Origin of the sequence: Mucilaginibacter boryungensis, from assembly GCF_015221995.1 — a bacterium.
Classification (GTDB): domain Bacteria; phylum Bacteroidota; class Bacteroidia; order Sphingobacteriales; family Sphingobacteriaceae; genus Mucilaginibacter; species Mucilaginibacter boryungensis.
Genome location: NZ_JADFFM010000001.1, coordinates 962,476 through 974,794 on the forward strand (window position 1 = coordinate 962,476; position 12,319 = coordinate 974,794).

Genomic DNA, 12,319 nt, shown 5'->3' on the forward strand with positions numbered 1-12,319 from the left:
AAATATTACTTTAAAACATTTTGGTGCTTTTAACCTTTTATTTAAACTGGTAAATTTAAATATGAACAGAACAATAGGAACAGTTTTACTAATACTTGGCATTGTAATGCTGGTATGGACAGGTTTTACTTATACCAAAAAAGAAAAAGTAATTGATGCCGGGCCATTACAGGTATCGGCAGAGAAGGAACATACCATAAACTGGCCGCCATATGCCGGTGGCATTTTGGTAGTTGGCGGAATAATTTTACTGCTGACTGGTGGAAAGAAAGGCGATTGATTTAATTACAAGAACGCTTAACGTTTCATAGCGCGGTCCATCTCAACTTTGGTGTCGCGCTCTTTCATGGTTTCGCGTTTATCATACATTTTTTTACCCTGTCCCAAGCCTATTTCCAGCTTGGCAAAACCGCGCTCGCTAATGAACAGGGCAAGGGGCACAATGGTAAAGCCTTTTTCCTCGCCTTTGGTTTCCAGCTTTTTTAATTCCTTTTTGTTAAGCAATAATACCCGGTCGCGCTTTTGTTCGTGATTGTAGAACGAGCCAAAGGTATATTCAGAAATATGGAGGTTGCGCACATATAACTGGCCGTTAATAAACGTGCAAAAAGCATCGTTCAGGTTGGCTTTACCTTCGCGGATGGATTTAATTTCGGTACCAAGCAGCTTTATCCCGGCTACATATTTATCAGATATGAAGTATTCGAAATAGGCCTGTTTATTCTTGATATAGATGTTATCCTTGCTCATCGCTTTTCCTGTTGGGATTGCAAATATGCGAAAAAAATGTGGTCATGCTGAATTACGCTTCCCCCTCTCAAGAAGAGGATAATATCAACGCTTCCGCTGCTTAACAATCAGCACGGGTATATTCACGTTGTGACGTACCTTATCTACAGTAGAACCATAAATAAGATCCTTAATTACCTTGTGTCCGTGCGATCCCATTACCAAAAAGTCAATCTCATCTTTTTTCACAATAGCGGTAATTGCCTTAGCAGGTAATCCAAAGCCGATTTGTGAGACAGCATGGTACCCCAGCGCTTTAACCTCATCAACATATTTGTCCAGGTTATCTACATCGCTTTGGGTTTCATTGTCCATAACGTCGGTGCCATGATAGCGTGCACCCGCGGTTTCTACTATATGAATAAGCGTGTACCGGGCTTTTTTGCCACCTTGCATTAAAGCATGGCGAATGGAATCCCGGTCGTTTTTAGAAAAATCGATAGTTACCCCAATATGATGATAAGTAATGGCGTCCATTTCATCCAAAACTTCGGCCAGCCCATGCGGAACATATACCGGAGTTTCTTTGTACTTAAATATTAACGGGCGTACAAATACATAAACAAGCAGCAGCGCAATAAAAATTACAATGGGTACCACAAAAATATAAATGTAAATATCAGCTGCTTTGTTTCCGGTTAACCAATCCCCAATCTGATCGTAAACCAGTTTGGCATTTAACGATACAATTAATATAGCGCTTGCCCAGGCAACTACTTTTACTTTGGTGCTGATCGCAAACCTGCCCATCCGTTTTTTATCGGATGTAAAATGAATAAGCGGAATAACGGCAAACCCTAATTGCAGGCTTAATACTACCTGGCTTAGAATAATAAGGTTGCCCAAGCCGCTATCGCCATAATGCAGTATGGTGAAAACTGCGGGTACAATAGCTAAAAACCGCGTAAGTAAACGGCGCAGCCAGGGTTCAATACGCAGGTTAATATGGCCTTCCATAATGATCTGGCCGGCAAGCGTACCCGTAATGGTAGAGCTTTGCCCCGACGCGATCAGCGCTATGGCAAACAAAGTGGGGGCGGTAGCGCCAAATATATGTTCCAGTAATTTATAAGCATCCTGTATCTCGGCCACCTGGAAATACCCATTGCGGAAGAATGCGCCCGCCGCCAATATTAGTATAGCCGCGTTTACAAAAAAGGCCAGGTTAAGGGCAACGGTAGTATCTATCAGGTTGAATTTGATGGATGTGCGGATGCCTTCATCCGTACGGTTAATTTTACGGGTTTGCACTAATGATGAGTGCAAATAAAGATTATGCGGCATTACCGTAGCGCCGATAATACCAATGGCTATATACAGCATTTGCTGATGTATTTTATCGCCACTGAATAAGTTGCCTGGAATAAAGCCTTTAGCTATTTCTACTACATCGGGCTTTACAATAAACATTTCTATTAAAAATGAAAGGCCGATAATAAATATCATGGATACGATAAAGCCTTCCAGCTTGCGCATGCCTTTGTTCATTAGCCAAAGCATCAGCACAGTATCGGTTATAGTGAGCGATACACCCCATATCAATGGCAGGTTAAATAGCAGTTTCAACCCTATAGCCATGCCTATGATCTCGGCCAGATCGCAGGCTATAATAGCCAGTTGTGCCAAAATGTAAAGCCAGAAATTAACAAAGCGGGGATAATTATGCTTTGAAGCCTGGGCCAGATCGAGCCCGCGTACAATGCCCAACCGCGCAGCCAGGGATTGCAGTAACAAGGCGATCAAGTTTGATGCAAACAGCACCCATATCAATTTATAACCAAAGGCGCTGCCGCCTGCAATATCCGTTGCCCAGTTGCCCGGGTCCATATAGCCCACGCTTACTAAATAAGCCGGCCCAATAAAGGCCAGTAAGCGTTTCCACCCGGTTGCTTTATTCGTGTCAACCGAACTATGTACGTTTGCTAATGATTGTCCGTGTGTATGTTTCTCTGTCATATGGCCACCAGTAAATTTTTTGCTACCTCGCGGCTAATGTTTATGCGTTTGTTTCCTATTTCCAGTATCACCGAATGGTCGTAATCTACTATCTCGGCCACTATTAAAGTTGTACCTAATACCAGGGACGCTTTTTCCAGGTATTGCAAAAAAGCAGTAGAATGGTCGCCCACACCTGCTACTACGCCGGTTTGGTTAACAAGCAAAGCCGAAACAGGTTTCAGTTCCTGTCGTTTAAACCGGCCATCGCGATCGGGGATAGGGTCGCCATGCGGATCGTACTTAGGGTATTCCATAAACTTGTCCAGCCGGTCAATCAGTTCGGTTGATGAAATATGTTCCAGTTCTTCGGCCACTTCGTGCACTTCATCCCATTTAAAGTCGAGCTTTTCCACCAAAAAGTATTCCCACAGCCGGTGCTTACGGATAATGCCCAGCGCAATCTTCTCGCCTTCTTCAGTGAGGGTAACGCCTTGGTATTTAGTATAGTTGATCAGTTTTTTCTCGGCCAGTTTTTTCAGCATATCGGTAACCGATGCTGCGCGCGTATTAGTTGCAGCCGCTATTTGGTTGGTACTGGCGCTGCCTGCATCTAATGCGCAATGGTAGATGGTTTTAAGATAGTTTTCCTCGGTAAACGTATTCATTAAGACAAATCTAACAATAAATTTAGGCTTATCTAAAAAATAAAATTAATAAAAAATTATTTTTTGTTTTGCGGGTGTTATTAAAAATTTAATTTTGTTAAACCCTATATTTGTTCCAATATGGCAGCTGAACTTGATAAAACCGACTTACAGATACTGAAAATATTACAGGAGAACGGCAGAATAACCAACCTGCAGTTATCCAACGAAATTGGCCTTTCGCCCGCGCCCACGCTTGAACGCGTGCGCAAACTTGAAAATGCCGAGTATATAAAAAGTTACCACGCCCTGGTTGATGAGGAGAAACTGGGCCTGGGTATAAAAACATTTATACAGATATCGTTAGACTTTCATCAGAAGAATACCATCCAGATATTTTTGGATGAGATACAAAACATTAAAGAGATTACCGAGTGCCACCACGTAACCGGTCAGTGCGATTTTCTGCTAAAGGTGTATGTAAGCAACATTAAAGCTTACGAGCAATTGATTATGGAAAAGATCAGCCGCATACCTGTGGTAAAAACCTTCCAGACCATGATGATCATGTCGACCAGTAAGAAGGAGCCGATAGTGCCATTGGAATATTAGGGCGCTGCGCTTCGGGAAGAGGGTTCGAAAATTCGAAATGCCAATTGCAAAGTTCCATTTTCGTGATTGGTGTTTACTTTTAATAAATGGTTTAACATCCAATATCATGAAAGGAAAAATACTTACTATTTTGGCTTTGCCTGCTTTCTTTGGAGCGGCACTTGCATTTTATGCCGGGGTAGAAGGCAAATGGTCGGCCATGTTAAAGGGGCCTGATGGCAATGAATTTCCAATAACTTATAATTTTAAGATCAGTGGCGCTACGCTGTCAGGTACGCTAACTTCCGCGATAGGTACTTCCAATATTTCAGATGGAATAGTGAAGGGCGACAGTATTTGGTTCACCGCCAATGCCGGTAGTCTGAAGATAAAAAACAAAGGCAGGTATTACGCCAATGGCGACTCAATAAGTCTGCGCGTGGGTGCCAGGTCTACGCATACTACGTTAAAACGTGTAGAAGATAAATAGCCTTTCCTTATAACCCAGCCCAGTCAAGCGTCCTGCTCATTTGCGATACGGTCAAGTGGCACACTTGACCGGGCCAGCGTGAATGGGAATCTAGTCAGCTATCTTTCATTCACTCAATCACTCATTCAAAACTCACTCATTACCTTATTTGCCAGTCAATAGGCTGCTGTCCTTCCTTAATCAAGTAGTCGTTTGCTTTGGAGAATGGCTTCGAACCCCAAAAGCCACGCTCGACAGATAGGGGCGAAGGGTGCACCGATTTGATGATGTGATGCTTGCTCGCGTCAATCAACGGTATCTTGGATTGTGCATAGGCACCCCACAAAATGAACACCAGGCCTTTGCGTTCGTCGGATAGTTTTTTTATTACGGCATCGGTAAACTGCTCCCAACCTTTCTTTTGATGCGAAGCTGCTTCGGCAGCGCGGACGGTTAAAGTGGCGTTTAGTAGCAGTACGCCTTGCTCGGCCCATTCTTCCAGGTTACCGTGTGCAGGTTTTACAAAGCCGGGAATATCGGTAGCCAGCTCCTTATAGATATTGATGAGTGATTTTGGAATGGCCACGCCTTTTTGCACCGAGAAGGATAAGCCATGCGCCTGGTTAGGGCCATGGTATGGGTCCTGTCCCAGTATAACTACTTTTACTTTGTCGAACGGGGTTTTATTAAAGGCGTTAAAAATATCGGCATTGCGGGGGTATACCACCTTTCCGGCCTCTTTTTCGGCTTGTAAAAATTTACGCAGATCGGCCATGTAAGGCTTGTCGAATTCATCCTTTAAAACGTTTAACCACGATTCCGGTAATGCTATAGACATAATTATTGCTTAGTATTTGATTTACACTGCAAATTAACGGATATTTGCAGCCTTTAAAATAGTATAGCAAATTATGTCAAATATTGTTCGTTTAATAGTAGCCTGCGTAATTATGGGAGCCGCCGTAGCGATGGCTGGCTTCGGTATGTGGGGATGGGGGATCTTAGTACTGTTTTTAGGCGGTGTAGTATTACTAAGCTTCTTTTTTAACGAGAACATGATCATAGCGCAATTTTACCTGCGTAAAGAAAATTCGGTTAAGGCAGAAGAGTGGCTATTAAAGATTACCGATTACGAAAAACAGATACACAAAGGCCAATGGGGCTATTATAACCTGTTGATGGGACTGATCGAATCGCGCAAAACACCGATGAAATCTGAGAAGTATTTCAAAAAATCGTTAACGCTGGGCATGCGTATGTCGCACAATACTGCTTTGGCTAAATTAAGTCTGGCCGGTATAGCCATGGCCAAACGCAATAAACGCGAAGCGCAAATGTACCTGCAGGAAGCCGCTAAGGACGATAAGAACAAGCTGCTGGCCGAACAGATAAAAATGATGAAAGGCCAGATGGCGCAAATGGATAAACAAGTAGTGCGCGGTTACCGCAACTTTTAAGCTTCAGCCAGAATAACTACAGCAAAAGGGCGATAAGTAAAACACTTATCGCCCTTTTATATTGCACTAATGACTAATGACTAATGACTAATGACTAATCACTATTTCTCATCCAGCGAATCGAAATAATCCGGCTCGGCGTTATGGTTTTGGCTTGGGGCAATATGCCTGTCAGGGATCTCCACATCATCGTCGTCATCTAATGATGATGACGAATGCGCTTTAATTTTATGGTTGCCTGAGGCGCGTCTGTGGGCTTTTTCTTCCTCATCCGCCGGCCCTGAAAATTCAACCAGCTTTAATAAGCTACGCACAAAAGATAAATTGAACCGTTCGCGGTTTAATTTGATCAGGTATTCATTTTCGGTTATTTCAAGTGTCGAACTCATGGCTTTCTAATATTATACTGTCATACACGCAATAATAATCATTCAAATGTTGCCTTTGTTTTAAACTTCTGTTAAGAAATTACCATCGCTGGGGAATTATCTAAATCTTTGTATCCTTTTTGTGGTTAAATCTTCTATACAATGCCTACTTTTGCCCCTTCAAAATTCAATTGAACAATGAGCACTACAAGAGGACCAATATCTCAGTTTATTGAGCGCAACTATCTGCACTTTAACGCCGCGGCTTTAATGGATGCAGCCAAAGGATACGAAACACACCTGCTGGAAGGCGGTAAAATGATGGTGACCCTTGCCGGCGCCATGAGTACTGCCGAACTGGGCATATCGCTGGCCGAGATGATACGCCAGGGAAAGATCGATATTATCAGCTGCACTGGTGCCAACCTGGAAGAGGATATTATGAACCTGGTAGCACACTCGCACTATAAACGTGTACCTAACTACCGCGATTTAAGTCCGCAGGAAGAACGTGAGTTGTTGGATAACCACTTTAACCGCGTTACCGATACCTGTATCCCCGAGGAAGAAGCCTTCCGGCGCTTGCAAAAACATATTGAAAAAATATGGAAAGATGCCGAGGCTAGTGGCGAACGCTATTTCCCGCACGAGTTTATGTACAAAATATTGCTGAGCGGCGAGCTGGAGCAATACTATGAGATAGACCCCAAAAATTCGTGGATGCTGGCCGCTGCCGAGCGTAACCTGCCAATTGTAGTACCCGGCTGGGAAGACAGCACCATGGGCAACATCTTTGCCTCGTACGTTATTAAGGGTGAAATTACCGCTACCACTGTAAAAGGCGGCATTGAATACATGGCCTGGCTGGCCGATTGGTATACCAAAAACTCGGATGGTAAAGGCGTAGGCTTTTTCCAGATAGGTGGGGGTATTGCCGGCGATTTTCCTATTTGCGTAGTGCCTATGCTATACCAGGATATGGAGATGGAAAATATACCGTTCTGGAGTTATTTCTGCCAGATATCCGATTCAACCACCTCATATGGTTCATATTCGGGCGCGGTACCTAACGAGAAGATCACCTGGGGTAAGCTGGATATAGACACCCCGAAATTTATAGTAGAAAGCGATGCTACTATTGTAGCCCCGTTAATTTTTGCCTGGATATTGAAGCAATAGTTCAAAGTTAAAGCATAAAACAGAAGCGCAGGGTTTTAAAAGACACTGCGCTTTTTTATTTAACACTTCTCAGCCTTCAGCCAGCGACATAATGAAAATAAATAAATTAGGCTTTAGCCGCATTCAATAATAATTTATTTGGCTAAAGGCTATGCTATGTTTGCAATAATACGTCAGCTAAAGCAGATGGCAATAGATTTATATCCATACCGATTTGGCTAATCTTTAATCACTTATTAACTAATCTGCAAAACGCTATATTTGCCGCAACATATACAAATATTGAAATGAGCATATTAAGTGACCGGATTAACAACCTTGCAGAATCAGCAACTATAAAAATGGCCAAAATGGGCCGCGAACTGGCTGCCAAAGGTGTAGATGTAATTAGTTTAAGCTTCGGCGAGCCCGATTTTCATACCCCTGAACATGTGAAGGATGCGGCCAAGAAGGCCATGGATGATAACTTTACTTATTATACGCCTGTTGCCGGTTATCCCGATCTGCGTAAAGCCATCTCAAAAAAACTGAAGGATGAAAATGGCCTTGACTACGATGCCAGCCAAATTGTAGTTTCAACCGGCGCTAAACAAGCTATAGCTAACGCCGTGTTGTGTTTGGTTAACCCGGGCGATGAAGTGATCATCCCTACACCTTACTGGGTATCCTATTCAGAAGTGGTAAAACTGGCTGAAGGCAAAAGTGTGTTTATTGATACCACGGTTGAACAGAACTTTAAAATTACCCCCGAACAGTTAGAAGCGGCTATTACGCCGAAATCTAAACTGTTTATGTTTTCATCGCCATGTAACCCTACTGGCAGCGTATATAGCAAATCCGAACTGGAAGGCTTAGCCAAAGTGTTTGAAAAACATCCTGAAATATACATATTGAGTGATGAAATATATGAACATATCAACTTTATAGGCGGGCACGAATCTATTGCCCAGTTTGATAGTATTAAAGACCGCGTGGTGATCATCAACGGCTTTAGTAAGGCTTACGCCATGACCGGCTGGAGGATTGGTTACACGGCATCTAATAAAGAGATAGCGGTTGCTTGTGATAAAATGCAGGGACAGATCACATCAGGGACCTGTTCTATTACTCAGCGTGCTGGTACTGCTGCCTATGAGGGCGGCCTGGAAAGCGTATTGCAAATGCGCGAACAATTCCAAAAACGCCGCGATATTGTTTATAAGCTATTAAAGGATATTGATGGCTTAACAGTTAACCTGCCCGAAGGTGCGTTCTACTTCTTCCCAAATGTGACTTCGTTTTTTGGTAAAAGCTATAATGGCAAAACCATTAAAGATAGCGACGATCTGAGCATCTTCTTGCTGGAAGAAGGCCATGTAGCCACTGTAGGCGGCGATTCATTCGGCGACCCTAAATCTATCCGTTTATCTTATGCCGCAGCTGAAGATAAATTAATAGAAGCTTGCAGAAGGATCAAAGAAGCATTGGGGAAATTGAAGTAATTCTTAAGTCCTCAAAAAAATACCCGGAGAGCGATAGGGTAACCTGTCGCTCTTTATATTTTCGGTTAATTTAATCGATTATCGCGTTTATGTTTTGGTAAATAAATTCCGGGTGACCAGAATTTGTAACTACCGAAAGCTGCAAGCCTTGCAATTTAGCGCCCGAATAACCCAAGCCCTTGGCATTCTTTATGCCCTGCATTTTGTCCCAGTTATTTACCAGCATCGCGATGACCGTTTGGAAGTTTTCACGGTTAACACTCACATTAAGATATTCCCGGCCGGCTTTAACAAAGTAATTACTGAAAGTATAGGTAAAACTACCTGGGTCGGCTGCTAACTGTTTAGCAAGTTCAGAATTAAATTTACGTGTATTTGTTTTATAGCTGTTCAACCGGTTGTTAGCGCTATTTATACTAGTGTTTTTGCAGCCCGTTACAATACCTAAACAAAGTAGGCCAATAATAAATATAGTCTTCATATTAGTGACTGGTTTATGGATATATTTAAAGCTAAATATAACATTTCCACTGTACTAAAAAAAGAAAGCCCCGTTTTATCGGGGCTTTTCATGTTGGTTAACCTAAGTATGATTTTAGGATCTTACTCCTGCTGGTATGTCTTAATCGTTGTAAGGCTTTGTCTTTAATCTGACGTACCCTTTCGCGGGTTAAATTAAATTTCTCACCTATTTCCTCTAATGAAAGCGGGTGATTGGTGCCTAAGCCAAAAAACAGAACGATGATCTCGCGTTCGCGTTCGGTTAAAGTTGAAAGCGAGCGTTTAATTTCTTCAGATAAGGATTCATTGATCAGGATAGAGTCTGTATTAGGCTCTTTGTTTTCCAATACATCTAATAATGTATTTTCCTCGCCCTGTACAAATGGTGCATCCATAGAAACATGGCGGCCCGAATTGCTTAAGGTGTCTGAAATTTTATCAACGGTAGTTTCCAGTATGTCGGCCAGTTCTTCAGGCGACGGCTCGCGCTCGTATTCCTGCTCTAATTTAGAGAAAGCCTTGCTGATCTTGCTTAATGAGCCTACCTGGTTTAATGGTAAACGTACAATACGCGACTGCTCGGCGATAGCCTGCAATATAGACTGACGGATCCACCACACCGCGTATGAAATAAATTTGAAACCTTTGGTCTCATCAAAACGCTTGGCGGCTTTTATCAAACCTAAGTTGCCTTCATTAATCAAATCGCCCAGGGTAAGGCCTTGGTTTTGATACTGTTTGGCTACTGATACAACGAAACGTAAGTTGGTTTTTGTTAAACGTTCCAGCGCGGCCTGGTCGCCTTCGCGGATCTTTTGGGCAAGAATTACTTCTTCTTCGGCAGTAATCAGATCAACCTTACCAATTTCGTGAAGATACTTGTCCAGCGACTGCGACTCACGGTTGGTAATGGATTGGGTTATTTTGAGTTGTCTCATCTATTAAATTACCTCGATTCTTTTAATTGAGAATAGAACGTGCAAAGGTAAGCAATTGTTACGAAAATTAATAACTCGTTTTTATTAATGCAAGCCTTTTTACAATTGATTTATAAATGTATATTTTACATTTAATATTAATTGATTGATATTCAATATGTTAAATTGGATATTATAATTCGTTTAACTTAAATGCCTCTTTAACCCTGATGCCTTTATCGGTTTCCTGCACCGTACAACACTCGTTTATCGGGTCGTGTTCAAGGTAAAGTACATAATCATTAGCCACTGCTTCAGCCCAATATTTTTTGCGTTCGCTAATGGTGGTAAGCGGAAACATATCGTAAGCCATTACATAAGGCACAGGCAAGTGGCCTACAGATGGCAGCAGATCGGCCATATACAATATTTTCCGTCCTTTATAACCAATCAGCGGCAGCATCATACTATCTGTATGTCCTGATACAAAGTGTACGTTGAAGTTATCGGTAAATTGTACGCCGTCCCGTACATCAATAAATTTAAGTTGACCGCTTTCCTGTATCGGCATAATGTTTTCCTTCAGGAAGGAAGCTTTTTCACGTTCGTTAGGGTTTATAGCCCATTCCCAATGCTTTTCGTTGCTCCAGTAAGTGGCGTTTTTAAAGGCAGGGGCAAGGGTTTCTCCGTTTCGTTCTACCGCGCCGCCCACATGGTCGAAATGCAGATGAGTTAAAAATACATCGGTAATATCATCGCGGTGGAAGCCCAGCTTTTTTAGGGAGCTATCCATAGTAGCATCGCCATGCAGGTAATAATGACTAAAGAATTTTTCGCTTTGCTTATTGCCTATGCCCGTGTCAATTAAGATCAAACGTCCTGCATCTTCTACCAGCAGGCAGCGCATGGCCCAGGTACACATATTGTTATCATCGGCAGGGTTAGTTTTTTGCCAGATGGATTTTGGTACCACGCCAAACATGGCGCCGCCATCTAATTTAAAAAAGCCGGTATCTATGGTATGTAAAGTCATTAGTCATTGGTCATTAGTCATTAGGACTGATGGCCCGATGCATCGAAAGTAGAAAAATATAAATCCACACCAAAATTTACATTCTTGATATTACCTTGCTAACTTTACTGCACCAATTATATCACCTCTTGGTCTGAAGACAAATGACCAATGACAAATGACCAACAATGAACAAAGTAGTTAATAATGCGGATGAAGCTATTCGCGATATAGAAAACGGCGCGACTTTAATGCTTGGTGGTTTCGGCTTATGCGGCTTGCCCGAAAACTGTATTGCTGCGCTGGTTAAAAAGAAAGTAACCGGCTTAACATGCATATCTAACAACGCCGGGGTTGATGATTTTGGCATTGGCCTAATGCTTAAACAGCGCCAGGTGAAGAAAATGATATCATCGTACGTAGGGGAAAACGCCGAGTTTGAACGCCAACTGCTGAGTGGCGAACTTGAGGTAGAACTGGTACCGCAAGGCACTTTGGCAACCCGCTGTATGGCCGCGGGTTACGGCATGCCGGCTATTTTTACCCCTGCGGGTATTGGTACCGAGGTAGCTATCGGTAAGGAAGTACGCAATTTTAATGGTAAGGATTACCTGATGGAGATGGCCTTTGATGCCGATTTCGCGATAGTAAAAGCCTGGAAGGGCGATACCGCCGGTAACCTCATCTATCGGTCGACCGCGCGCAATTTTAACCCGGTAATGGCTATGGCAGGCAAAGTAACTATTGCCGAAGTAGAAGAATTAGTGGAACCCGGCCAACTCGACCCGGACAATATCCATACCCCCGGCATCTATGTACATCGCATTTTCCAGGGAAGCAATTACGAAAAAAGAATAGAACAGCGGACGGTAAGGGAGCGATAGGATTTCGAAATGCGAAGGTTCAATTTCGAAATATAAGTATCCTGAATTTCGCATTTGGCATTCCGAAATTCGAATTATTCCCCCTTTAG

Annotated in this window: 15 protein-coding genes; 7 read left to right on the plus strand and 8 right to left on the minus strand. The window is 42.7% G+C overall.

Annotation, left to right across the window (positions count from 1 at the left end; all coding sequences use genetic code 11):
• Nucleotides 1-61: 61 nt before the first annotated feature.
• A complete protein-coding gene (locus IRJ18_RS04085) occupies nt 62-280 on the plus strand; it encodes a hypothetical protein (RefSeq protein ID WP_194104930.1) in 219 nt (72 codons plus the stop codon).
• A 17-nt stretch (nt 281-297) separates the two neighbouring features.
• Here the strand turns inward: IRJ18_RS04085 and smpB are convergent, their stop codons facing one another.
• From smpB to IRJ18_RS04100, 3 genes are all read right to left on the minus strand, one after another.
• Nucleotides 298-750 (minus strand): SsrA-binding protein SmpB, encoded by a 453-nt coding sequence (smpB, locus tag IRJ18_RS04090; RefSeq protein WP_194104931.1) that lies wholly within the window; start codon nt 748-750, stop codon nt 298-300.
• A gap of 84 nt (nt 751-834) precedes the next feature.
• Nucleotides 835-2,745 carry an Nramp family divalent metal transporter gene (locus IRJ18_RS04095; RefSeq protein WP_194104932.1) on the minus strand — a complete coding sequence of 637 codons (1,911 nt, stop codon included), beginning with the start codon at nt 2,743-2,745 and terminating at the stop codon, nt 835-837.
• The gene (locus IRJ18_RS04100; protein WP_194104933.1) at nt 2,742-3,392 is read right to left on the minus strand and encodes a metal-dependent transcriptional regulator; all 651 of its coding nucleotides are present in this window, start codon (nt 3,390-3,392) and stop codon (nt 2,742-2,744) included. The genes IRJ18_RS04095 and IRJ18_RS04100 overlap by 4 nt, the downstream gene beginning before the upstream one ends.
• A 120-nt stretch (nt 3,393-3,512) precedes the next feature.
• Between IRJ18_RS04100 and IRJ18_RS04105 the strand changes: the two genes are divergently transcribed.
• On the plus strand, nt 3,513-3,983 hold the full coding sequence (locus IRJ18_RS04105; RefSeq protein ID WP_194104934.1) for an Lrp/AsnC family transcriptional regulator: 471 nt from the start codon (nt 3,513-3,515) through the stop codon (nt 3,981-3,983).
• 106 nt (nt 3,984-4,089) lie between these two features.
• The gene (locus IRJ18_RS04110) at nt 4,090-4,452 is read left to right on the plus strand and encodes a hypothetical protein (RefSeq protein ID WP_194104935.1); all 363 of its coding nucleotides are present in this window, start codon (nt 4,090-4,092) and stop codon (nt 4,450-4,452) included.
• Nucleotides 4,453-4,591: 139 nt separating this feature from the next.
• On the opposite strand, the gene ung is transcribed toward IRJ18_RS04110, so the two are convergent.
• On the minus strand, nt 4,592-5,269 hold the full coding sequence (ung, locus tag IRJ18_RS04115) for a uracil-DNA glycosylase (RefSeq protein ID WP_194104936.1): 678 nt from the start codon (nt 5,267-5,269) through the stop codon (nt 4,592-4,594).
• Nucleotides 5,270-5,342: 73 nt separating this feature from the next.
• Here ung and IRJ18_RS04120 point away from each other — a divergent pair, with 73 nt between their 5' ends.
• Entirely contained in the window at nt 5,343-5,888 is a 546-nt protein-coding gene (locus IRJ18_RS04120; RefSeq protein WP_194104937.1) for a DUF2892 domain-containing protein, read from the plus strand.
• Nucleotides 5,889-5,989: 101 nt separating this feature from the next.
• Here IRJ18_RS04120 and IRJ18_RS04125 read toward each other — a convergent pair whose 3' ends face one another.
• Nucleotides 5,990-6,277: a hypothetical protein gene (locus IRJ18_RS04125; RefSeq protein WP_194104938.1), complete on the minus strand. Its 288-nt coding sequence runs from the start codon at nt 6,275-6,277 to the stop codon at nt 5,990-5,992.
• Nucleotides 6,278-6,454: 177 nt separating this feature from the next.
• Between IRJ18_RS04125 and IRJ18_RS04130 the strand changes: the two genes are divergently transcribed.
• Both IRJ18_RS04130 and IRJ18_RS04135 read left to right on the plus strand, forming a co-directional pair.
• Nucleotides 6,455-7,435, plus strand: a complete 981-nt coding sequence (locus IRJ18_RS04130; protein ID WP_194104939.1) for a deoxyhypusine synthase family protein — start codon at nt 6,455-6,457, stop codon at nt 7,433-7,435.
• Nucleotides 7,436-7,722: 287 nt separating this feature from the next.
• Nucleotides 7,723-8,916 (plus strand): pyridoxal phosphate-dependent aminotransferase, encoded by a 1,194-nt coding sequence (locus tag IRJ18_RS04135; protein ID WP_194104940.1) that lies wholly within the window; start codon nt 7,723-7,725, stop codon nt 8,914-8,916.
• 70 nt (nt 8,917-8,986) lie between these two features.
• Here the strand turns inward: IRJ18_RS04135 and IRJ18_RS04140 are convergent, their stop codons facing one another.
• The 3 genes from IRJ18_RS04140 to IRJ18_RS04150 form a co-directional block, all read right to left on the minus strand.
• Nucleotides 8,987-9,397, minus strand: a complete 411-nt coding sequence (locus IRJ18_RS04140) for a hypothetical protein (RefSeq protein ID WP_194104941.1) — start codon at nt 9,395-9,397, stop codon at nt 8,987-8,989.
• Nucleotides 9,398-9,494: 97 nt separating this feature from the next.
• Nucleotides 9,495-10,355 (minus strand): sigma-70 family RNA polymerase sigma factor, encoded by an 861-nt coding sequence (locus IRJ18_RS04145; RefSeq protein ID WP_107826388.1) that lies wholly within the window; start codon nt 10,353-10,355, stop codon nt 9,495-9,497.
• 172 nt (nt 10,356-10,527) lie between these two features.
• Entirely contained in the window at nt 10,528-11,367 is an 840-nt protein-coding gene (locus tag IRJ18_RS04150) for an MBL fold metallo-hydrolase (RefSeq protein WP_194104942.1), read from the minus strand.
• A gap of 167 nt (nt 11,368-11,534) precedes the next feature.
• Here IRJ18_RS04150 and IRJ18_RS04155 point away from each other — a divergent pair, with 167 nt between their 5' ends.
• Nucleotides 11,535-12,230 (plus strand): CoA transferase subunit A, encoded by a 696-nt coding sequence (locus IRJ18_RS04155; protein WP_194104943.1) that lies wholly within the window; start codon nt 11,535-11,537, stop codon nt 12,228-12,230.
• Nucleotides 12,231-12,319 lie beyond the last annotated feature (89 nt).